This window comes from Streptomyces sp. NPDC058240 (assembly GCF_042882135.1).
In the GTDB taxonomy this organism is placed as follows: Bacteria; Actinomycetota; Actinomycetes; order Streptomycetales; family Streptomycetaceae; genus Streptomyces.
In genome coordinates this window covers 59634-80720 of record NZ_JBHVWT010000018.1, presented here as the reverse complement: position 1 = coordinate 80720, position 21087 = coordinate 59634, and the positions used below count along the sequence as shown (strand labels likewise).

Sequence of the window (21087 nt, the reverse complement as noted above, 5' to 3'; positions counted from 1 at the left end):
GGCGCCCGGGAGATCATCCGGGTGTCACGTGGGGTGGATTCGCCGATTGTCGGTGCCATCGGGTTGCATGGAGGCATGGACAACCTGGAGCTCCGCGCCGAAGCCGATGCCATCCTCGCCGAGCTCGTCGGCGACCCGGGGGGGTCGGCGCGGCTGCGGGAGGACCAGTGGCAGGCGGTGGCGGCTCTGGTGGAGGAGCGCAGGCGTGCGCTGGTGGTGCAGCGCACGGGGTGGGGCAAGTCGGCGGTGTACTTCGTCGCCACCGCGCTGCTGCGCCGCCGTGGCTCCGGGCCCACGGTGATCGTCTCGCCGCTGCTGGCGCTGATGCGTAACCAGGTCGAGTCGGCGGCGCGGGCCGGTATCCGGGCGCGCACCATCAACTCGGCCAACCCGGAGGAGTGGGACACCATCTATGAGGAGGTCGAGCGCGGCGACACGGACGTTCTCCTCGTAAGTCCGGAACGTCTCAACTCTGTTGATTTCCGTGATCAGGTGCTGCCCAAGCTCGCGGCCACCACCGGTCTGCTGGTGGTGGACGAGGCGCACTGCATCTCCGACTGGGGGCATGACTTCCGGCCCGACTACCGCCGGTTGCGGGCGATGCTCGCCGAGCTCGCTCCCGGCGTGCCGGTGCTGGCCACCACCGCGACCGCGAACGCGCGGGTCACCGCGGACGTGGCCGATCAGCTGGGTACCGGTGCCGGTGAAGCCCTGGTGCTGCGCGGCCCGCTCGATCGGGAGAGCCTGCGGCTGGGCGTCGTCCAGCTACCGGACGCCCCGCACCGGCTGGCCTGGCTCGCCGAGCATCTGGACGAGCTGCCGGGCTCCGGGATCATCTACACGCTCACCGTCGCCGCGGCCGAGGAGGCCACGGCCTTCCTGCGGCAGCGCGGCTTCCGCGTCGCCTCGTACACCGGAAGGACGGAGAACGCCGACCGGCTGCAGGCCGAGGTCGACCTGCAGGAGAACCGGGTCAAGGCCCTGGTCGCGACTTCGGCCCTGGGCATGGGCTTCGACAAGCCGGACCTGGGCTTCGTGGTCCATCTCGGCTCGCCGTCCTCGCCGATCGCCTACTACCAGCAGGTGGGGCGTGCGGGGCGCGGGGTGGCCCACGCCGATGTGCTGCTGCTGCCGGGCAAGGAGGACGAGGCCATCTGGCGCTACTTCGCCGATACCGCCTTCCCGCCCGAGGCGCAGGTCCGGCAGACCCTCTCGGCCCTCGCGGGTGCGGGACGCCCCCTGTCCGTCCCGGCCCTGGAAGCGGCGGTGGATCTTCGGCGCACCCGTCTGGAGTCGATGCTGAAGGTGCTGGATGTCGACGGCGCGGTCAAGCGGGTGAAGGGTGGCTGGACGGCCACGGGGGCCGAGTGGGTGTACGAGGCCGAACGCTACGCGTGGGTGGCGCGGCAGCGGGCAGCCGAGCAGCAGGCCATGCGCGATTACGCGAGCACGTCCCAGTGCCGGATGGAGTTCCTGCGCCGGCAGCTGGACGACGAGGGAGCGGCCCCGTGCGGCCGTTGCGACAACTGCGCGGGGGCCTGGGCCGATACAGCCGTTTCGGCTGAGACCTTGACGGGCGCGACGAAGGAGCTGGACCGCCCGGGGGTGGAGGTCGAGCCGCGCCGCATGTGGCCCACAGGGATGCCCGCACTGGGCATCGACCTCAAGGGCCGTATCCCGGCCAAGGAGCAGTGCTCCACCGGGCGTGCCCTGGGGCGCCTCTCGGACATCGGCTGGGGCAACCGGCTGCGCCCGCTGCTGGCCGAGAACGTGCCCGATGGGCCGGTCCCGGACGATGTCCTGCAGGCCGCGGTGGCGGTCCTCGCCGATTGGGCGCGCTCCTCGGGCGGCTGGGCGCCGAATGTCCCGGACGCCTCCGCCCGGCCGGTGGGAGTCGTCGCCGTACCGTCCCTGAGCCGCCCGCAACTGGTCGGTTCCCTCGCCCAGGGAATCGCGGCCATCGGCCGCCTTCCCTTCCTCGGCACCCTCGCGTACACGGGGCCGAGCGGTGCGCACACGGCACGCCGCAGCAATTCGGCCCAACGCCTCAGAGCGCTTTCCGGCGCGTTCGCCGTCCCCGAGGAGCTGGCCGCCTCCCTGGCCCGCACCTCTGGCCCCGTCCTGCTCGTGGACGACTGCACCGACTCCGGCTGGACCCTCGCCGTCGCTGCCCGCCTGCTCCGGCAGGCAGGCAGCGAACAGGTACTTCCCCTGGTCCTGGCCGCGGCGGGCTGAGATCTTCCGTGGCCGTGCCACGGTGGCCGACTCGCGCCCCTGGCGTGGACGGGGTGCGGTTGTTCGTAGATGGCGAGCGGGCCCGGTTGCGACTGGCGTCAGCGGGCGCGCCCGAAGCAGGTGTACGGGAAGTGGACGACGTCAGGGAGACGGGCGGACCGAATCGTCGTCCGACGTAGTGGCCGGTGAAGCACCGGCAGTTCTCCGACCGACTACCGGATACCCGGATCGGATGCCGGCTCCGGGTGCGCCGCCGATGCCGTGCCGCTCAGCCCGTTGCGTGCCATGCCGTCCTCCCGGGAGTGGTCGCCGGCCCCGGGCAGGGAGAGCGCGGCCCGGAATTCCTGCTGCGCCCCGGCGCGACGGCGAGCCGGGACAGGCCCTCGGCCTCGCGGGCCAGTTCGGCCGCCCGCCGCAGCAGGTTCGTGGCCTCGGCGGGCCGGCCGACGGCCAGGTGCTTGTCGACGAAGGTCATGGCCCCCATGCAACCCGATGGCTACGACACATGGCGAACGACCCCGCTCCCCTGTGGACAAAGTTATCCACAGGGGTCGCGGAATCCGGCCGTCCGCGGGACGGTCATGCCATGAACCAGCACCACGAATCCACCGGTCCGGCCGATGAACAGCAGATCACCCTGCGAGGACCTGCCGAGCTCGCCGATGCCCTCCCCTATCTCATGGGGTTCCATCCGAACGACAGCGTGATCATGGTCGCTCTGCACGGCGGCAGGGGCCGCTTCGGCGGCCGGCTCAGGCTCGGCATCCCGCAGTCGCCCCAGGAATGGGCGCCCGTCGCCGAACAGCTTGCCGAGTGCTTGATCAAGGGGAGCGAGCGGCGTGGGGAGCGCCCCGACGCGATCGTCATCTTCCTCTGCCAGGATCCCGTCGAGGGCGAGTCCGGCAGTCAGATCATGGAGCGGCTGCGGCCTCTCGCCCAGCGTCTGCGTACTGCCTGCGGCACGCTGGACGTACCGGTGCTCGAAGCGCTCTGCATCTCTGACGGCCGGTACTGGTCCTACTGCTGTCCGGACGAGCGCTGCTGCCCGACGGAGGGGAACCGGATGGCCATGCCGGGCACTTCGGTGATGGCCGCCGCTGCCGCCTACGCGGGCATTCAAGTACGCGGATCGTTGCGGGAGATGGAGGCGAGGCTCGTACCGCTGGAGACCTCGGCGGCGGCAGGCCAGCAACGCGCACTCGACTCTGCGGGTGCCGAGTTGATGCCCAGGCTCCTCGACGAAGCGGGACGCGAGGAGGTGGCCCGAGAGACCCTGGGCCTTGCCCGGCAGCTCATGAAACGCCTCAGGGAGGCGCCGGTGTCGGCGCCCTCCGCCTCGGACATCGATGACGACCGGCTGATCAGTCATGACGAGGCAGCCGCAGTGATTCTCGGCCTGCAGGACCGGGAAACCCGCGACAGGGCCGCGGAATGGATGGAAGGTCCGGAAGCCGATTCGGCGTTGCGGCTCTGGCGCGCACTGTCCCGTCGGTGCGTGGCACCGTACGAGGAGCATGCCGCGGCGCCACTGACCCTGGCCGGATGGGTCTCGTGGTCGACGGGCGATGAACCGGGCGCGCGAGTCGCTTTGGGCCTCGCCCTGCGGATGGATCCCGCGTACACCTTTGCCCAGCTTCTTCACGAGGCGTGCAACCAGGGCCTCGACCCGGAGACCCTGCGCCGATGCCTGCGCGGGGAGCGCAGTGCGCGAACGGGGCGTCACCGGCGCCGGACGGACCGGAGCGCGCGACCCCGCGCGGTGCGGCCGGCCGCCACCCGCCGGAAGAAGGCCCCGTCCGGCTCCGCCCGTCCCGAATCGGCGGCCACCCGGCGTCGGTCCGGGCGAGCGACCCCCACCCGGCGCGTATCCGGTGGCGAGGGATGACCCGTATGCCCCGTCGCCCGCGGCACCTCGCGTCACCGCCGTGTATCGAGGTCCTCGACCGAACCTCCGCCACCGCCGGTGTGCGGAACGCGACGACGCACCGGAGGCTACCGGAGACGACGGTGCCGTGATGACAAGCGTTCTGGTGTTCTGCCAGGACGCGCCATGACGGACGGAGATCACGACGACGGGAGACACGGCATGGGGAGGGCGGGAGACACGACATGCGGAGGGACGACGAAGAGCTCCTCGAAGAGCACTGCGAAGGGAGTGTTTATCGTCAGGCAGACGACTATGATCACCGCATGCCGCCCTACGACCCGTCGACCTTCCCGCCCTTCGCTGTCACCGTCGACCTGGTCGTGCTCACGGTGCGCCGCCACGCGCTCTGCGCGCTGGTGGTACGCCGTGGTGAGCCACCGTTCCAGGGGCGATGGGCACTGCCCGGCGGGTTCGTCAAAGCCGATGAGGATCTCGGAGCCGCAGCAGCGCGCGAGCTCGTCGAGGAGACCGGCCTGTGCGCCCAGGACCCGGCAGCTCCGGCGATCGGGAACGGCGCCCACCTCGAACAGCTCGCCACCTACGGCGACCCGGCTCGTGACCCCCGGATGCGAGTCGTCAGCGTCGCCCATCTCGCCCTGGCCCCCGATCTGCCGGCCCCGCGGGCGGGCGGCGATGCGAACAGCGCACGATGGGCACCTGTCGACGATCTGCTCGGGGCGGAGGGGAGCTTCGGGCACGAGGGCGAGAACCAGGCCCCGCTGGCCTTCGACCATGCGCAGATCCTTGCCGACGGTGTCGAACGCGCCCGCTCCAAGATCGAATACTCCTCCCTGGCCACCGCCTTCTGCCCGCCGGCGTTCACGGTGGGCGAGCTCCGGAGGGTGTACGAGGCGGTGTGGGGGGTGGTCCTCGACCCGCGGAACTTCCATCGCAAGGTGACGGGCACCCCCGGCTTCCTGGTGCCCACCGGCGGGACGACCACTCGCCAGGGCGGACGCCCGGCCCAGCTCTTCCGGGCCGGTGCGGCCACCGTGCTCAACCCTCCGATGCTGAGGCCGGAAGTCTGACCTCGCGGAACGCCCACAGGGTTGGTGCTGCGCGAAAAGTCGGATATGTCGCGTTATCTTTCTGCGGTACCCGCCCTGCCGCCGAGCGGTCTCACCTTCCGCGAGAGAAGCGATGCTCCAGGCCATCGGACTCACCAGCACCCCCCGCCGCGGCATTCCGGCCGCCGTGGACGATCTCACCTTCGAAGCCCGGCCCGGCCGCGTCACCGCGCTTCTGGGCGCCCCCGGCTCGGGCAAGACCGCAGCCCTCCGCCTCATGCTCGAGCTCGACCCGGGGCGGGGGGTCACCTACTTCCGGGGCAGACCGATGCACCGGATCCCGAACCCCGCGAGTGAGGTGGGCGTGCTGCTCGGGGACGTGCCGGGTCACCCCGCCCGTACCGCTCGCGGTCAGCTCCGGATGCTCTGTGCCGCCGCGGGTGTACCTGCGGCGCGGGCCGATGAACTGCTCGAGCTCGTAGGTCTCGCCGGCCTCGGGGACCAGCGCATCGGCACGCTCTCGCTCGGCATGGACCGACGCCTCGCCCTCGCCTCGGCACTGCTCGGTGATCCGCACACGCTCGTCCTCGACGATCCGGCGGAAGGCCTCACTCCGCGCGAGGCCTGTTGGCTGCACCGGCTGTTGCAGGCCCGTGCGGCCCGGGGCGGGACCGTTCTGTACACCACGACGGACCCCAAGGAGGCCGCGCGGGCTGCCGACCATGTGGTCGTCGTCGACGGCGGCCGCCTTGTCGCCGACCAGGACGCCGGGGACTTCTCGCGGACCCGCCTCCGCCCCCGGGTCGCGGTCCGGACCCCGCACGCGGCCCGCCTCGCGGCGGTCGTCAGCCGCGAGGCCCGAGCGTCCCGGCGCTCGGTCGAGGTGGTCACCGAGGCCGGTGGCCGCCTCGCCGTGTACGGCTCCACCTGCGCGGAGATCGGTGACACCGCGTTCCGCCACGGGCTCCCGGTGCACCAACTGGCCGACGAGATCGGCGATCCCGGCTCCATCGTGGCCCGGGGCGGCACGAGCCCCGCAGAGTCCGCGGGCTCCACGGAACGCGCAGACCCGGCAGATCCAGCGAATTCTGGAGGTCCAGCAAATCGCGCAGACCGCGCAGGGTCTGATAGCGGTGCAGGGCCACGCGATCCGCGACCGGTCGCGAAGGCGTTGGGTCCGGATCCGGCACCACCCATCCGGCGCCGCCCGGCCCGTGGTCCGCTCCATCCGCTGCGCTACGAACTGCGCCGTCTGCTCGGTGTCAGAACAACAACCTTGATCATGACCGCTGTCCTGGTCGTCTCCGTCGGACTCTCCGTGCTCCTTGCCCGCACCGGCCATGCTCCGTTGCCGAAGGTGCTGGCGGCCTGGCCGTCGCTGCTGCCGCTGCCGCCCGCGGCGGTCGGGGCCGGACTGCTCGGCGCCCTCTCGTTCGGTGACGAATTCCGCTACCCCGCGCTTGCCGCGGGCCGAGGCACCGTCCCCCGCCGCCTGGGACTGCTTCTGGCCAAACTGGTGGTCTCGGCAGGCGTCGCCGTGGTGCTCGCTCTGGCCGTCGTACTGGTCTCCGCCGAAACCCTTCGCCTCGTGTACGGCCACAGTTGGGTCCATGTCCCGCCGAATCCGGTTTCCCTCGGCGCGAGTTGGGTGGCGCTGACCGTGGGCTGCGCCTGGGCGGGCCTCTTCGCCGCCGGAGTCTTCAGGGTGACGACGGCCGGCGTCGCCGCGGTGCTTGCCGTTCCTGTACTTGTCGTACCGCTTGTCCAGAAGGTGCTGATGGCGCCGGGCTCCCGTCCGGTCGCAGGGCTTCCGGCCCGATTCCGCGAGCTGATGTGGCCGCGCTGGCCGCATGAGACGGACCGATGGGTGGCAGTCGTCGTGGGCGTCGTGGCGCATCCGGTGGGGGCCGCGTTGGCGTTGTCGCTGTCGGTCCTGGTCTTCGCCTATCTGTTCACCAGCCTTCATGGCAGGGCTCGTTGGCGGTCTCAGAGCGCCGCCGGATCGGGTCAGGCCTCGTAACCTCCACGAAGGTGCCCGGTTTATACCAGTAAAGCGTCAATTGGGGGGTGGGCGCCGATCACCCTTTCGTGTGCTTTTCACCAAAGACCTCAAGAGCCGGGTGAGCTGCGCCGACAAAGGATGCGTGAGTACCCTTGCGCACACCATGATGACCGCCGCCCGCTCCGCCGATTCCGGCCTCGCCGGCCCGGGTGAACTCGATCGCTACCCGTACGCGGAGGCGCCGGCCGGCGAGCGTGCCGCTCTTCGTTCCTGGGACGGCCCCGACGTCGACCTCGGCCGGGTGAGCCGGCGGGGCTCGGCCAGCCGGGGCCGCGGCCTCCACGGCCAACTCGTTCAGCAGCTGGGTCAGATGATCGTTTCCGGTGACCTGGGCGCGGACCGTCCTCTGGTGCCGGAGGAGATCGGTCAGCGTTTCGAGGTCTCCCGCACCGTCGTACGCGAATCACTGCGTGTTCTCGAGGCCAAAGGCCTGGTCAGCGCCCGGCCCAATGTGGGCACCCGGGTCCGCCCCGTCAGTGACTGGAACCTGCTGGATCCCGACATCATCGAATGGCGTGCCTTCGGTCCTCAGCGCGAGGACCAGCGTCGCGAGCTCGGGGAGCTCCGGTGGACGATCGAGCCCCTCGCCGCGCGCCTCGCTGCGGGCCATGGCCGCGAGGACATCCAGCAGCGCCTCGGCGACATGGTGGAGATCATGGGACACGCGGTCGGGCAGGGGGATGCGATCACCTGCTCCCGGGCCGACGCGGAGTTCCACTCCCTGCTCATCCAGGCGGCGGGCAATCGCATGCTGGAGCACCTCTCCGGCATCGTTTCCGCGGCACTGCAGGTCTCGGGCGGCCCGGTCACGGGCTGTGACCGCCCCAGTGAGGCGTCCCTCGGCCACCACGCCCGGATCGTCGATGCCCTCGCGTCCGGCGACGCGGCGGGCGCCGAAGCGGCCATGCGTCAACTGCTCGTCGTCCACCCCGAGGTGGAGCGTGTGGTGCCCGCGCCTCGCGAGCACTGAGAACAACGGCCGGGGTGTGGGAACCGCGTGTCGCCGGGCCGCCGCGGTCCGGCGACACAGTTGCGGGGTTTTTGCGCCCTTGGTCACGTTCATCGCAAATGAGGTGTGACTCGGGCCACGCGGATTGGGCGTAACACTCCTCGAAACAGTGCGATGACTTAAGAGGTGACCGCCGCGGAAGGAATACAGCAGCCATTCAGTGCGCTGTGCAGTTCTGAGGCCAAACCCGCGCCGCCGGTACATTCCCAGCCCGGTGGTCGTCGGCTCAAGCCCTTTTCGGGCCGGGCCGGAAGCCGTTTCCATCGTTCCGAGAGGTTGTTCGTGTCGGCCAGCACATCCCGTACGCTCCCGCCGGAGATCGCCGAGTCCGAGTCTGTGATGGCGCTCATCGAGCGGGGAAAGGCTGATGGGCAGATCGCCGGCGATGACGTGCGTCGGGCCTTCGAGGCTGACCAGATTCCGCCAACCCAGTGGAAGAATGTTCTGCGCAGCCTCAACCAGATCCTCGAGGAAGAGGGTGTGACGCTGATGGTCAGTGCCGCGGAGCCGTCCAAACGTGCCCGCAAGAGCGTCGCAGCAAAGAGCCCGGTCAAGCGCACCGCCACCAAGACTGTCGCGGCCAAGACAACCGTGACCAGGACGGTCGCGGCCACTGCCGCCCCGTCGGCAGAGACCGTGGACGTGGTGGCTGACGACGCTGCCGCGGCCGGCCCTGCGAAGAAGGCAGCAGCCAAGAAGACGGCTGCCAAGAAGACCGCCGTGAAGAAGACGGCGGCCAAGAAGACAGCAACGAAGAAGTCCGGAAAGCAGGACGACGAGCTCCTCGACGGCGACGAGGCGGCCGAGGAAGTAAAGGCCGGCAAGGGCGAGGAAGAGGAGGGCGAGGGCGAGAACAAGGGCTTCGTCCTCTCCGACGACGACGAGGACGACGCACCTGCACAGCAGGTCGCCGTCGCCGGCGCCACCGCCGACCCGGTCAAGGACTACCTGAAGCAGATCGGCAAGGTTCCCCTCCTCAATGCCGAGCAGGAGGTCGAGCTCGCCAAGCGGATCGAGGCCGGTCTGTTCGCCGAGGACAAGCTGGCGAACTCCGACAAGCTCGCTCCGAAGCTCAAGCGCGAGCTGGAGATCATCGCCGAGGACGGCCGCCGCGCCAAGAACCACCTGCTGGAGGCCAACCTCCGTCTCGTGGTGTCGCTGGCCAAGCGCTACACCGGCCGCGGCATGCTCTTCCTGGACCTCATCCAGGAAGGCAACCTCGGTCTGATCCGCGCGGTCGAGAAGTTCGACTACACCAAGGGCTACAAGTTCTCCACGTACGCCACCTGGTGGATCCGTCAGGCGATCACCCGCGCCATGGCCGACCAGGCCCGCACCATCCGTATCCCGGTGCACATGGTCGAGGTCATCAACAAGCTCGCCCGTGTGCAGCGCCAGATGCTCCAGGACCTGGGTCGTGAGCCCACGCCGGAGGAGCTGGCCAAGGAACTCGACATGACCCCCGAGAAGGTCATCGAGGTCCAGAAGTACGGTCGTGAGCCGATCTCCCTCCACACCCCGCTGGGTGAGGACGGGGACAGCGAGTTCGGTGACCTGATCGAGGACTCCGAGGCGGTCGTCCCGGCCGACGCGGTCAGCTTCACGCTCCTCCAGGAGCAGCTGCACTCGGTGCTCGACACGCTCTCCGAGCGTGAGGCGGGCGTGGTCTCGATGCGCTTCGGGCTCACCGACGGTCAGCCGAAGACCCTGGACGAGATCGGCAAGGTCTACGGCGTGACGCGTGAGCGCATCCGTCAGATCGAGTCGAAGACCATGTCGAAGCTGCGTCACCCGTCGCGTTCGCAGGTGCTGCGCGACTACCTCGACTAGGTCGCAGGAGTACACGGACCGAGGGCCCGGATCCCCATGGGGGAGCCGGGCCCTCGGCCTATCAACGCGTGCGGTCGGCGACGGGCGGGATGACTCTGGGTGGGAATGGTTCACCACAGAGTCAGGAGTGCGCATGTCCCGTACCGCCTTCCGCGCCCTGACCGGGGCGTTCGCCCTGGTCGCCGCCACAGCCCTGATACCGCTCGGATCTTCCGCCCGGGCGGCCGAGGACGGCATCGTCATCGGTGGTCAGCCCGCGCACGTCAAGGACAGCCCCTGGGTTGTGGCACTGTCCAGCCGCGACCGGTTCGGAGAGGCGCGCGCCGGCCAGTTCTGCGGTGGTGTCGTGGTGGCGCCGAAGAAGGTGCTGACCGCTGCGCACTGTCTGAGCCGCGAGGCGCTCGGCATGGATGTCGGCAGCGTGCGCGATCTGCGGATCATCGCGGGCCGCGACGCCCTGCTCGGGACCGGAGGTCAGGAGATACCAGTGAAGGGGACGTGGACCAATCCGGGGTTCAACCCCGCCACGAACGCGGGGGACCTGGCCGTGCTCACCCTCGCCGACGCGCTCCCCGGGAAGAGCGCGATCCCGATGGCCGGATCCGGTGACGCGGCGTACGTACCGGGCACCGAGGCGGACGTCTACGGGTGGGGTGACACGACGGGCAACAGCGAGTACGCATCGTCGCTGCGGTCGGCGAAAGTGAGTGTTCTGCCGGACACCGCGTGCGCGCAGGCCTACACGGGCGGCAGGAACGGCACGTACGACGCCTCAGCGATGCTCTGCGCAGGCGAACTGCTGGGCGGGTACGACGCATGCCAGGGCGACAGCGGCGGGCCGCTGGTGGCCCGTGGGCGGCTCATCGGGCTGGTGTCCTGGGGGAACGGCTGTGGCCGGGCGGGGAGCCCTGGCGTGTACACACGGATTTCCGCCGCGGTCGGCTGGATGCCGAAAGCCGACTGAACGACATCACCGCGCAGGTACGAGAACGGGCGGCTCCCCTTTCGGGGAGCCGCCCGTCGGCCGGTCCGGGACCTGGCCCGTGCTCGTCGTGGATGCGAGGTGTCAGTGTTGTTCCTCTTCGGCGGCTTGGGCCTGTACAGCCATGAGCCGGTCCGTCTCATCCTGTATTTCCGCGGCGATCTTCTTGAGTTCCGGCTCGAACTTGCGACCGTGGTGGGCGCAGAAGAGCAGTTCACCGCCGCTGATCAGGACGACGCGCAGATATGCCTGGGCGCCGCAACGGTCACAGCGGTCTGCTGCGGTCAGCGGGCTCGCGGGGGTCAGAACAGTAGTCACGTCGCCTCTTCTCTAGCTCGACGAGCTGTCGTACCAGGGTCAACATCCAACCAGGCCGAAAACGTTCCCGCTCGTGGCTTTTCTTCGAAACTTCTTCTCGAGATGGCTGTCTGTTGCCGGTTGGCGGCGAATGTGCCGTATTGCGTAGCGCTACGGTTTCGCGTTGCTTGTCTTGGTGGGATCCTCCCGGCTGGCTTGCCGGTTCGTTCATGAGGACGTGCCCGGAGCCTAAATGGTTCATGCCTGGAAGGGAACGTGATGTTCGCGTCACTCCTACGAGGGATCGAACGTGCATGCGAGGCTGGACTAGTGTGAGGGTTGTCGAAGGGTGGCGTTACAACCGCTCTACCAGGCCTCGGTACCCTCTCAGCGGCGACCGAAGCCGAGCCCGTTACCCACTGGGCCCCAAATGAAATTCAGCGAGGAGCGAACCGCGTGACCGCCGATACGTCCGTGCCGTCCACTGCGCTGCTGACCGGAGCAGACCGAGACGGTTCCAACTACACCGCGCGGCATCTGCTCGTACTCGAGGGGCTCGAAGCGGTTCGCAAGCGCCCCGGGATGTACATCGGGTCCACTGACAGCCGCGGTCTCATGCACTGCCTCTGGGAGATCATCGACAACTCCGTCGACGAGGCCCTGGGCGGTTACTGCGATCACATCGAGGTCATCCTCCACGACGACAACTCCGTGGAGGTCCGGGACAACGGGCGGGGCATCCCCGTCGACGTCGAGCCCAAGACGGGCCTGTCCGGCGTCGAGGTCGTGATGACCAAGCTGCACGCCGGCGGAAAGTTCGGCGGCGGCTCGTACGCCGCGTCGGGCGGCCTGCACGGCGTCGGCGCCTCCGTCGTCAACGCGCTCTCCGCCCGGCTCGACGTCGAGGTCGACCGCAACAGCGCGACGCACTCGATCAGCTTCCGGCGCGGAGTCCCGGGGATCTTCACCGAGCAGGGGCCGGACAGCCCGTTCGACCCGGCCAACGGCCTGCTCAAGGGCAAGCGGGTCCCGAAGGCGCGCACCGGCACCAGGGTGCGCTACTGGGCCGACCGGCAGATCTTCCTCAAGGACGCCAAGCTCAACCTGGAGACGCTCCACCAGCGGGCGCGGCAGACGGCTTTTCTCGTCCCCGGCCTCACGATCGTCGTCCGTGACGAACGCGGGCTCGACGGCGAGGGCAAGACCGAGGAGACCTTCCGCTTCGACGGCGGGATCAGCGAATTCTGCGAGTACCTCGCCCAGGACAAGGCGGTCTGCGACGTCCTGCGCCTGACCGGGCAGGGCACCTTCAAGGAGACCGTGCCGGTCCTGGACGAGCGCGGCCACATGACGGCGACCGAGGTCACGCGTGAGCTCGTGGTCGACATCGCCCTGCGCTGGGGCACCGGATACGACACCAACCTCAAGTCCTTCGTCAACATCATCGCCACCCCCAAGGGTGGCACGCATGTGACCGGATTCGAACGCTCCGTGACCAAGACGGTCAACGAGGCGCTGCGCTCCGCCAAGCTGCTCCGCGTCGCCGAGGACGACATCGTCAAGGACGACGCGCTGGAAGGCCTCACCGCGGTGGTCACCGTGCGGCTGGCCGAGCCGCAGTTCGAGGGCCAGACCAAGGAGGTGCTCGGCACCTCGGCGGCCAACCGGATCGTCGCCAACGTCGTGGCCAAGGAACTCAAGGCATTCCTGACCTCGACGAAGCGCGACGCGAAGGCCCAGGCCAGGGCGGTTCTGGACAAGGCCGTCGCGGCTGCGCGGACCCGCATCGCGGCCCGCCAGCACAAGGACGCACAGCGTCGCAAGACGGCGCTGGAGTCCTCCTCGCTGCCTGCGAAGCTCGCCGACTGCCGCAGCGACGACGTGGACCGCAGCGAACTCTTCATCGTCGAGGGCGACTCCGCGCTCGGTACGGCGAAGCTCGCCCGGAACAGTGAGTTCCAGGCACTGCTGCCGATCCGGGGCAAGATCCTCAACGTCCAGAAGGCGTCCGTCTCGGACATGCTGAAGAACGCCGAGTGCGGCGCGATCATCCAGGTCATAGGAGCCGGGTCCGGACGGACCTTCGACATCGACGCCGCTCGCTACGGGAAGATCGTCCTGCTGGTGGACGCCGACGTCGACGGCGCGCACATCCGCATCCTGCTGCTGACGCTGTTCCAGCGGTACATGCGACCCATGGTCGAGGCGGGACGGGTCTTCGCCGCGGTGCCTCCGCTCCACCGGATCGAGCTGGTTCAGCCGAAGAAGGGCCAGGACAAGTACATCTACACGTACTCGGACAACGAGCTGCGCCAGCGGCTGCTGGAGCTCCAGCGGAAGAACGTCCGGTACAAGGACTCGATCCAGCGCTACAAGGGCCTGGGCGAGATGGACGCCGACCAGTTGGCGGAGACCACGATGGATCCGCGCCACCGCACCCTGCGGAGGATCAACATCGGCGATCTGGAAGCGTCCGAGCAGGTCTTCGATCTGCTGATGGGCAATGAGGTGGCGCCGCGCAAGGAGTTCATCACGAGCTCTGCCGCTACCCTGGACCGCTCGCGCATCGACGTCTGAGCGAAGCCGTCTCCACCCGTGGGTGGAGACGGCTTCTCCACCCACGATCAACCCCTGAGCCGATGCCCTGACCCGGCCGTTTCCGTAGCGTCGAAGGCGTTCAACCTTCCCGCACATCGGAGGCTGCCATGTCAGGGCTCGTCAATGTTCTGGTGGTCGGCGCAGTGATCGCTGTCGTCGTCGTGCGCCAGTGCTCGGCACGGCAGATCACGGACGACCGGCGCTGGTGGGTCCTGCCGGGCGTTCTCCTCGTCCTGTCGGTGCGCGAGTCCGGACTGGTGGATCCGCGTCACGCGGCGCTGTCCATGGCGGTCCTGGGTGCGGAGCTGGCGGTGGGGCTCGTGACGGGCGCCGGCTGGGGCTGGACCACCCGACTGTGGCGCGAGGCGGACGGCTCGCTGTGGAGCAAGGGCACCAGGGCCACCGTCTTCGTCTGGACCGGGGGACTGGCGCTGCGGGCGGCCCTCTACGGGGCTGCCGCGCTGATGGGCATACACCAGGGCACCGCGGCCCTTCTGTCGGCCCTCGCGGTGACGTTGGCGGCGCGCGGTGGTGTGCTGATGTGGCGGGCAGGGCAGATGGGTCCGGCGTACGGTGGCTCCGCCGGCGGGATGATGTCGCGGCCGGCGTGGAAGGACCGCGTGTGACGCGTACGACCTGGACCAGCTGGCCGACCTGGGAAGCCCTGTCAGGCACGAGCCGCACCCGTCCGCGAACGGTGATCACCTGGTCCGTCCGGGTGGGGCTGCTCACTGCCATGCTCTGGGGCACACTCAGCGGCGGACAGTTCGGGCCCTGGGAGATCGTGCTCGGGCTGGTGGGCGTGTTGGGCTGCGCGTTCGCCGCATGGGCGTTCTTCCGGACCAGCCTGGAGCACCGGCTGTGGCCGTCGCTCGGACTGCTGGCGCTGTTGATGCTGGCGGCGTTCGGGGCGCAACAGGCCGGTGCCGATCTGCCTGCGCTGATCCTGTGGTGCGGCTGCGCGGTCACTGCACTGGAGCGGTTGCCGCTCACGGCGGGCCTCCCGGCGACGGCCGTCGCCCTCGGTGCGTACGCCGTCGTCAACACCGATGGCTGGCTCTCCACCGCCATGTCCACAGCGGGTCTCTCGCTGGCGGGCTATGTGCTCCGACTGGATGCCGAGGCACGGGGCAGCGCCCAGAGGCTCCTCGCGCAGGAGCGGGCGGCCCGCGAGGCGGAGGCCGAGACGGCCGCGCTGGACGAGCGGGCCAGGATCGCGCGGGAGATTCACGACGTCCTCGCCCACAGCCTCTCCGCCCAGCTGGTGCATCTGGAGGCGGCGCGGCTGCTGATCGAGCGGGAGCCGGCGGGGGAGTTCCGGGACCGGGTGCTGGAGCGGGTCGTGGCTGCGCGTTCCATGGCGCGTGAGGGGCTCGCGGAGACCCGCCAGGCTCTCTCCGCGCTCCGGGGCGAGGTCTCTCCGGTGGAGGACTTCCTTCAGCAGCTGGTGGCCGCCGAACCGGCGGAGGTCAGCGTGGCGGGGGAGCGGCGGACGCTGACCGCCGAGGCGTCGCAGACGGTCCGGAGGGTGGCGCAGGAGGCCCTGACCAATGTGCGCAAGCACGCACCGGGGGCCAGGGTTCTCGTGCGGCTGGAGTATCTGCCGGACGAAGTCGCCCTGGAGGTCAGGGATTCGGGTGGACACAGACCCGAGGACGAGCTGTCCGGCAGTGGCTCCGGATACGGTCTGCTGGGGATGAGGGAACGGGCCGAGCTGATGGGCGGGACGCTGGAGGCCGGCCCCGGTGAGGAGGGTTTCGTGGTGAGTCTGCGGGTGCCCGCGTGAACGCGCGGGTCGTGGTTGCCGACGACCAGTCGGTGGTGCGTGAAGGGATCGTGATGCTGCTGGGGCTGCTGCCCGGAATCGAGGTGGTCGGAGCGGCGAAGGACGGTGAGGAGGCCGTGGCGCTCGTGGCCGAACTGGCCCCCGATGTCGTTCTGATGGATCTGCGGATGCCCCGGTGCGACGGGGCAGAGGCGACACGGCGGATCCGCAAGGACCATCCAGGGACCCAGGTGGTGGTGCTCACGACATTCGCGGACGACGACTCGCTATTCCCCGCACTGCAGGCCGGAGCCCGCGGCTATCTCACCAAGGACGCCGGGGGCGAAGAGATCGTACGGGCCATCCAGGCCGTGCTGTCCGGAGAAGCCGGCCTCTCGCCGAGCGTGCAGCGCCGTCTGCTGGAGCGCGTGACCACGAGCCCGCTGCTGCCGGCACCGGTGGCCGAGCAACAGCTGCCCGACGGCCTGACGCCACGTGAACTGGAAGTGCTGGTGCTGATCGCGGAGGGCCTGTCCAATCCGGAGATCGCCCGCAGGCTGCACATTTCGCAGGCCACCGTGAAGAGCCACATCAACAATCTCTTCGCCAAGGCCGGAGTGCGTGACCGGGCACAGGCCGTTCGCTATGCGTACGTTCGGGGCCTCGCACAGCCGCCCGGATCGACTGTCACCTGAAGAGGTGAAGACCGGCAAATGAAGTGCCCGGGATCTTCCCGATCTGCCCATTCTTGGGTACACGGCCGAAGTGGTCCGTGGACAAGGGGAGTTGTTCCGTGGAGAAGGAAGCAGGGCGTGAGGCCGCAGCGATGCGACTCGACGACCCGTGGTACGACGCGCTGGCCTCCGGATGGGGCGAGCTGGACGGTACGGGGAGTTTCGCTCCCACCGGACCACCCGGGCCCCCGGATCCGCGGCGCGGCCACAGTGCGGCCGACATCTATCTGGAGGTGCAGCGCAGCGGGGCGTTCCAGGAGGTGCGCCGCCGGTACCGGCGGTTCGTCATCCCCGCCAGCATCGCCTTCCTCGTCTGGTACCTCGTCTACGTCGTCGCCGCGATCACCGCGCCCGGACTGATGGCCCGCCCGGTGGCGGGGGCGGTCAATGTCGCGATGGTCGCGGGGCTCGGGCAGTTCCTCACGACCTTCCTTCTCACCGGGGCGTACGCGCGCCACGCACGGCTGCGCAGGGACCGGGCCGCACTCGAGCTGCGGTGGGAGACACAGGAGATGACGCGGGGGGCCGGGCGTTGAACGGGAACCACCAGACGCTGGCGCTCCTGCTGTTCAGCGCCTTCATCGCAGTGACGCTCGCCATCACCACCCGGGTGAGCCGTAACCGCCATGGCTCGGCGGAGGAGTTCTACGCGGGCGGCCGTCTGTTCTCCCCCATGGAGAACGGTTTCGCCATCGCGGGCGACTACATGTCGGCCGCGTCGTTCCTCGGCATCTCCGGTCTGATCGCACTCTTCGGCTACGACGGCATGCTCTATTCGGTCGGCTTCCTCGTCGCCTGGCTGGTCGTCCTGCTGCTGGTCGCCGAACTGGTGCGCAACTGCGGCCGGTTCACGCTCGCCGATGTGGTGGCGGCGCGGATGGCGGAGCGCCCGGTCCGGATCGCGGCGGGCACTTCGTCCGTCACCGTCTCCGTGCTCTATCTGGTGGCACAGATGGTGGGCGCGGGCAGCCTGGTCGCGCTGCTTCTCGGCGGTACGAGCGGCGCCGCCCGCTCCTGGACCGTCATCGGCGTCGGGGCGCTCATGGTGATCTACGTGTCGCTCGGCGGGATGCGCGCCACCACCTGGATCCAGATCGTCAAGGCAGTTCTCCTGATGACGGGAGCGGTCGTGCTCACCGTGCTCGTGCTGGTCCGCTTCCACGGCGACTTCAACGCCCTGCTCAACTCCGCCGCCGAACGGAGCGGCCACGGCAGCCGGTTCCTCGCGCCGGGTCTCCGGTACGGCGGTACGTGGACCGCGCGCATCGACTTCATCAGCCTGGGGCTGGCCCTGGTACTCGGTACGGCCGGGCTGCCGCACATCCTGTCGCGGTTCTACACCGTGCCCACCGCCCGTGCGGCCCGCCGCTCGGTCGTCTGGTCGATCGGGCTCATCGGCAGCTTCTACCTGATGACCATCGCGCTCGGATTCGGGGCGGCCGCCCTGGTCGGCTCGGCCGAGGTACGGGCGTCGAATCCCGCGGGGAACACAGCGGTTCCGCTGCTGGCCCTGGTGCTCGGCGGCGGCGAGGGGTCCACCGGCGGAACGATCCTGTTCGCCGTGGTGGCCGCAGTCGCCTTCGCGACCATTCTCGCCGTCGTCGCGGGTATCACGCTCGCCTCGTCCGCCTCCGTGGCCCATGACCTCTACGCCTCGCTCAGGCGCCCCGGCTCCAAGCAGTACAGCGAGGTCGCCGTGGCCAGGGTGGCCGCGGCAGCGATCGGGGTGGCCGCCATCGGACTCGGTCTGGTCGCCCAGGACCTGAACGTGGCGTTCCTGGTGGGGCTTGCCTTCGCCGTCGCCGCCTCGGCCAACCTTCCGGTGCTCCTGTACTCCCTGTTCTGGCGGAATTTCACCACCCGGGGAGCAGTCTGGTCCGTCTACGGCGGGCTGATTCCCGCAGTGCTGCTCGTGCTGCTCTCCCCGGTCGTTTCCGGCAGCCCCGCCTCGCTCTTCCCGGGCGTCGACTTCCAGCTCTTCCCGCTGGAGAACCCCGGGCTGGTCTCCATCCCCCTGGGCTTCCTGGCCGGTTGGGCCGGAACGGTCACCTCCACCGATCCGCCGGACGAGGCCAAGCATGCGGAGACCGAGGTCCGCGCACTGACCGGGGCGGGTGCGGTGTAGTCCGGTGCCCCCGCACCGTACGGACGGGACCGGTCAGGCCTGCCCGCCGGTGGACCAGGTGTAGCGGTGCTCCGGGCGGCCCGTCTCGCCGTACCGCAGCGTCAGCCGCACCCTGCCGGTCCTTTCCAACAGCTTCAGATAGCGCTGGGCGGTCTGCCTGCTCATGCCGGCGCTCTCCGCGATCTCCTGCGCGGAGAGCGGCCCGTCCGCGCTCCGGAGCGCCTGCCTGACCAGTTCCGCCGTGGTCGGCGAGTGCCCCTTGGGCAGATCGGGCTCGCCCGCTGCCCACAGGGCGCCGAAGAGCCGGTCCACCTCGCCCTGCTCGGCCTCGCCGCCGCGTTCCAGCGTGTGGCGCAGCGCCGCGTACGCCTCCAGCTTGGTGCGCAGCCCCGAGTACGCGAACGGCTTCACCAGGTACTGCAGGGCACCGTGCCGCATGGCCTCCTGCACGGTGGCGACGTCGCGCGCCGCCGTCACCATGATCACGTCGGTGTGGTGGCCGAGCCTGCGCAGCTCCCGCACCATGGCCAGGCCGTTGCGGTCGGGCATGTAGTGGTCCAGCAGCACCAGATCCACGCGTCGGCTCTCGATCGTGGCGAGGGCTTCGGCGGCGGAGTGCGCCTGGGCGGTCACCCGGAAACCCGGCACCCTGGAGACGTAGGCCGCGTTGACCTTCGCGACCCGGATGTCGTCGTCCACCACCAGGACCTCGATCACTGAGCTTCTCCCGCGATGCCGGTATTCGATTCGGTCATTTCCGGTCCAGCCACTTCGGACCGAGCCACTTCGGATCCAGTCGCTCCGGATCCAGTCACTTCCGGTTCCGTCAGGTCCGGGTCCGCAAGGGCCTCCGGCAGTACGACGGTGAACTCGGCGCCGCCGTCCACTGCCCCGTCGACGGTGACGCTGCCACCCTGTCGTTCCGCCAGCCGCCGCACCAGGGCGAGGCCCAGGCCGCGCTTGCCGTGCGCCGGGACCTCCTTCGTCGACCAGCCCTCCGTGAAGATCGATTCGCGCTGCCCGAGCGGAACTCCGGGGCCGCTGTCACGGACCCGCAGCACCACCGTACGGCCCTCGGCGCGCAGGCCCACCTCGACCAGGGCGCCGTCCGCTCCGGCAGCCGCGTCCAGTGCGTTGTCCACGAGGTTGCCGACGACCGTGACCAGCCCGCGAGGGTCCACCAGCCGGTCCGGTAGCAGCGTCCCCGGGGCCATGCGCAGCGCGACACCGCGCTCCGCCGCCACGGTCGCCTTGCCGACCAGGAGCGCGGCCAGCAGCGGATCGTGCACCTTCTCGGTGACCTGCTCGGCGGTCGCCCGGTGGACGCCCACGATCTCGGTGACGTACTCCATGGCGTCCCCGTGCATGTCCAGTTCCAGCAGCCCCAGCAGCGTGTGCATCCGGTTGGCGTGCTCGTGGTCCTGGGCCCGCAACGCGTCGATCAGGCCGCGCGTCGAGTCGAGTTCGCGGCCGAGGTGTTCGAGTTCGGTGCGGTCGCGGAGGGTGGCGACGGCGCCGCCGTCGTCGGTCGGCATCCGGTTGGCGAGCAGGACCCGGGCGCCCTGCACCGTCAGCAGATCGTCGCCGAGCACCCGGCCCGCCAGCACATCGGCCGTCCGCCCCGCGCCGAGCACGGTGTCCAGCGGGCGGCCCGCTGCGTCGGGGCCGAGACCGAGGAGCCGCTGCGCCTCGTCGTTCAGCAGCCGTATCCTGCCCGTCCGGTCGAGTGCGACGACTCCCTCCCTGATGCCGTGCAGCATCGCCTCGCGCTCCGTCAGCAGCGCGGAGATGTCGGAGAACGCGAGGTCGTGGGTCTGCCGCTGGAGGCGCCGGGAGATCAGATAGGCGGCCAGCGCCCCGACGGCGAGCGCACCGCCCGCGTAGGCGAACAGCCCGGGGATCGCGGCGAGGAGCCGGGCGCGGACACTGTCGTACGCGATCCCGACGGAGACGGCGCCCACGATGTGCTGCGCCTCGTCGCGCAGCGGGACCTTCCCGCGGGCCGAGCGGCCGAGTGTCCCGCTGTCGATCTCCATGACGTTCCGGCCCGCGAGCGCGTCGCTCGGGTCGGTGGAGACGACCTTGCCGATCTCGTCGGCGTCGGTGTGCGACCAGCGCACCCCGCGCCGGTCCATGACGACGACGTACTCGGCGCCGGTGGCACGCCTGACCCGCTCGGCCGCGGACTGCACGGGTCCGGTGGGCGACGGATCCGTGGCGAGCAGCTCCTCGGTGAGCCGCGGCTGGGCCGCCGTGCTCTGCGCGATGGCCAGGGCACGGCGCATCGCCTGGTCGTCGAGCTGGGCACTGAGGGGTGCCAGAAAGAGGCCGGTGGCGAGCACGGTGACGCCGGTCGCGATGGCCAGCTGCATCAGCAGGACCTGGGAGAAGACCCGCTGGGGCCAGCCGAGCCGGCGTGCTCTCCTGGCGGTGGGCGGTGGGGCGCTCATCGTATGAACGGTAAAGGGCATTCCGGTGCTTTCCGAAATTCCCCTCGCGCGGCCGGGCGCTTGAGC

At 69.9% G+C, this 21087-nt stretch carries 17 protein-coding genes; 13 read left to right on the top strand and 4 right to left on the bottom strand.

Going from position 1 to position 21087, the window contains the following annotated elements; all coding sequences use genetic code 11:
- Positions 1-75: 75 nt before the first annotated feature.
- Positions 76-2235, top strand: a complete 2160-nt coding sequence (locus tag ACFVX4_RS25625; protein WP_389981195.1) for a RecQ family ATP-dependent DNA helicase — start codon at positions 76-78, stop codon at positions 2233-2235.
- Positions 2236-2503: 268 nt separating this feature from the next.
- On the opposite strand, the gene ACFVX4_RS25620 is transcribed toward ACFVX4_RS25625, so the two are convergent.
- A complete protein-coding gene (locus ACFVX4_RS25620; RefSeq protein ID WP_389981193.1) occupies positions 2504-2710 on the bottom strand; it encodes a hypothetical protein in 207 nt (68 codons plus the stop codon).
- A 111-nt stretch (positions 2711-2821) separates the two neighbouring features.
- Here ACFVX4_RS25620 and ACFVX4_RS25615 point away from each other — a divergent pair, with 111 nt between their 5' ends.
- From ACFVX4_RS25615 to ACFVX4_RS25590, 6 genes are all read left to right on the top strand, one after another.
- Positions 2822-4120, top strand: a complete 1299-nt coding sequence (locus tag ACFVX4_RS25615; protein ID WP_389981191.1) for a DUF4192 domain-containing protein — start codon at positions 2822-2824, stop codon at positions 4118-4120.
- 305 nt (positions 4121-4425) lie between these two features.
- Positions 4426-5190, top strand: a complete 765-nt coding sequence (locus ACFVX4_RS25610) for an NUDIX hydrolase (RefSeq protein ID WP_266427721.1) — start codon at positions 4426-4428, stop codon at positions 5188-5190.
- Between the two features lie 112 nt (positions 5191-5302).
- On the top strand, positions 5303-7189 hold the full coding sequence (locus ACFVX4_RS25605; RefSeq protein WP_389981189.1) for an ATP-binding cassette domain-containing protein: 1887 nt from the start codon (positions 5303-5305) through the stop codon (positions 7187-7189).
- Positions 7190-7313: 124 nt separating this feature from the next.
- Entirely contained in the window at positions 7314-8201 is an 888-nt protein-coding gene (locus ACFVX4_RS25600; protein ID WP_389981187.1) for a FadR/GntR family transcriptional regulator, read from the top strand.
- A 321-nt stretch (positions 8202-8522) separates the two neighbouring features.
- A complete protein-coding gene (locus tag ACFVX4_RS25595; protein WP_114249338.1) occupies positions 8523-10070 on the top strand; it encodes an RNA polymerase sigma factor in 1548 nt (515 codons plus the stop codon).
- 133 nt (positions 10071-10203) lie between these two features.
- Complete coding sequence (locus ACFVX4_RS25590; RefSeq protein WP_389981185.1) at positions 10204-11034, top strand: S1 family peptidase; 831 nt, start codon at positions 10204-10206, stop codon at positions 11032-11034.
- A 102-nt stretch (positions 11035-11136) separates the two neighbouring features.
- Here the strand turns inward: ACFVX4_RS25590 and ACFVX4_RS25585 are convergent, their stop codons facing one another.
- Positions 11137-11370, bottom strand: a complete 234-nt coding sequence (locus ACFVX4_RS25585) for a hypothetical protein (RefSeq protein ID WP_389981183.1) — start codon at positions 11368-11370, stop codon at positions 11137-11139.
- 435 nt (positions 11371-11805) lie between these two features.
- Between ACFVX4_RS25585 and ACFVX4_RS25580 the strand changes: the two genes are divergently transcribed.
- The 6 genes from ACFVX4_RS25580 to ACFVX4_RS25555 all read left to right on the top strand — a co-directional run bounded on the left by ACFVX4_RS25580 (position 11806) and on the right by ACFVX4_RS25555 (position 18571).
- Positions 11806-13926, top strand: a complete 2121-nt coding sequence (locus ACFVX4_RS25580) for a type IIA DNA topoisomerase subunit B (RefSeq protein ID WP_389981181.1) — start codon at positions 11806-11808, stop codon at positions 13924-13926.
- Between the two features lie 128 nt (positions 13927-14054).
- Positions 14055-14573, top strand: coding sequence for a DUF1453 domain-containing protein (locus ACFVX4_RS25575; protein WP_389981179.1), 519 nt, complete (start codon positions 14055-14057; stop codon positions 14571-14573).
- A complete protein-coding gene (locus ACFVX4_RS25570) occupies positions 14570-15733 on the top strand; it encodes a sensor histidine kinase (RefSeq protein ID WP_389981177.1) in 1164 nt (387 codons plus the stop codon). Before ACFVX4_RS25575 ends, ACFVX4_RS25570 begins: the two co-directional genes overlap by 4 nt.
- Complete coding sequence (locus ACFVX4_RS25565) at positions 15730-16407, top strand: response regulator (protein WP_389981175.1); 678 nt, start codon at positions 15730-15732, stop codon at positions 16405-16407. Before ACFVX4_RS25570 ends, ACFVX4_RS25565 begins: the two co-directional genes overlap by 4 nt.
- Before the next feature lie 131 nt (positions 16408-16538).
- Entirely contained in the window at positions 16539-16982 is a 444-nt protein-coding gene (locus tag ACFVX4_RS25560) for a DUF485 domain-containing protein (RefSeq protein ID WP_385328800.1), read from the top strand.
- On the top strand, positions 16979-18571 hold the full coding sequence (locus tag ACFVX4_RS25555) for a cation acetate symporter (protein WP_389981173.1): 1593 nt from the start codon (positions 16979-16981) through the stop codon (positions 18569-18571). Before ACFVX4_RS25560 ends, ACFVX4_RS25555 begins: the two co-directional genes overlap by 4 nt.
- A gap of 33 nt (positions 18572-18604) precedes the next feature.
- On the opposite strand, the gene ACFVX4_RS25550 is transcribed toward ACFVX4_RS25555, so the two are convergent.
- On the bottom strand, positions 18605-19288 hold the full coding sequence (locus tag ACFVX4_RS25550) for a response regulator (protein ID WP_389981171.1): 684 nt from the start codon (positions 19286-19288) through the stop codon (positions 18605-18607).
- Entirely contained in the window at positions 19285-21021 is a 1737-nt protein-coding gene (locus tag ACFVX4_RS25545) for an ATP-binding protein (RefSeq protein WP_389981169.1), read from the bottom strand. The genes ACFVX4_RS25550 and ACFVX4_RS25545 overlap by 4 nt, the downstream gene beginning before the upstream one ends.
- Positions 21022-21087 lie beyond the last annotated feature (66 nt).

Bases quoted from the DNA above. Each gene is read 5' to 3' on its own strand.
- ACFVX4_RS25625 (WP_389981195.1), top strand. From the start codon at position 76: ATGGACAACCTGGAGCTCCGCGCCGAAGCCGATGCCATCCTCGCCGAG.
- ACFVX4_RS25620 (WP_389981193.1), bottom strand. From the start codon at position 2,710: ATGACCTTCGTCGACAAGCACCTGGCCGTCGGCCGGCCCGCCGAGGCC.
- ACFVX4_RS25615 (WP_389981191.1), top strand. From the start codon at position 2,822: ATGAACCAGCACCACGAATCCACCGGTCCGGCCGATGAACAGCAGATC.
- ACFVX4_RS25610 (WP_266427721.1), top strand. From the start codon at position 4,426: ATGCCGCCCTACGACCCGTCGACCTTCCCGCCCTTCGCTGTCACCGTC.
- ACFVX4_RS25605 (WP_389981189.1), top strand. From the start codon at position 5,303: ATGCTCCAGGCCATCGGACTCACCAGCACCCCCCGCCGCGGCATTCCG.
- ACFVX4_RS25590 (WP_389981185.1), top strand. From the start codon at position 10,204: ATGTCCCGTACCGCCTTCCGCGCCCTGACCGGGGCGTTCGCCCTGGTC.
- ACFVX4_RS25575 (WP_389981179.1), top strand. From the start codon at position 14,055: ATGTCAGGGCTCGTCAATGTTCTGGTGGTCGGCGCAGTGATCGCTGTC.
- ACFVX4_RS25560 (WP_385328800.1), top strand. From the start codon at position 16,539: ATGCGACTCGACGACCCGTGGTACGACGCGCTGGCCTCCGGATGGGGC.
- ACFVX4_RS25545 (WP_389981169.1), bottom strand. From the start codon at position 21,021: ATGAGCGCCCCACCGCCCACCGCCAGGAGAGCACGCCGGCTCGGCTGG.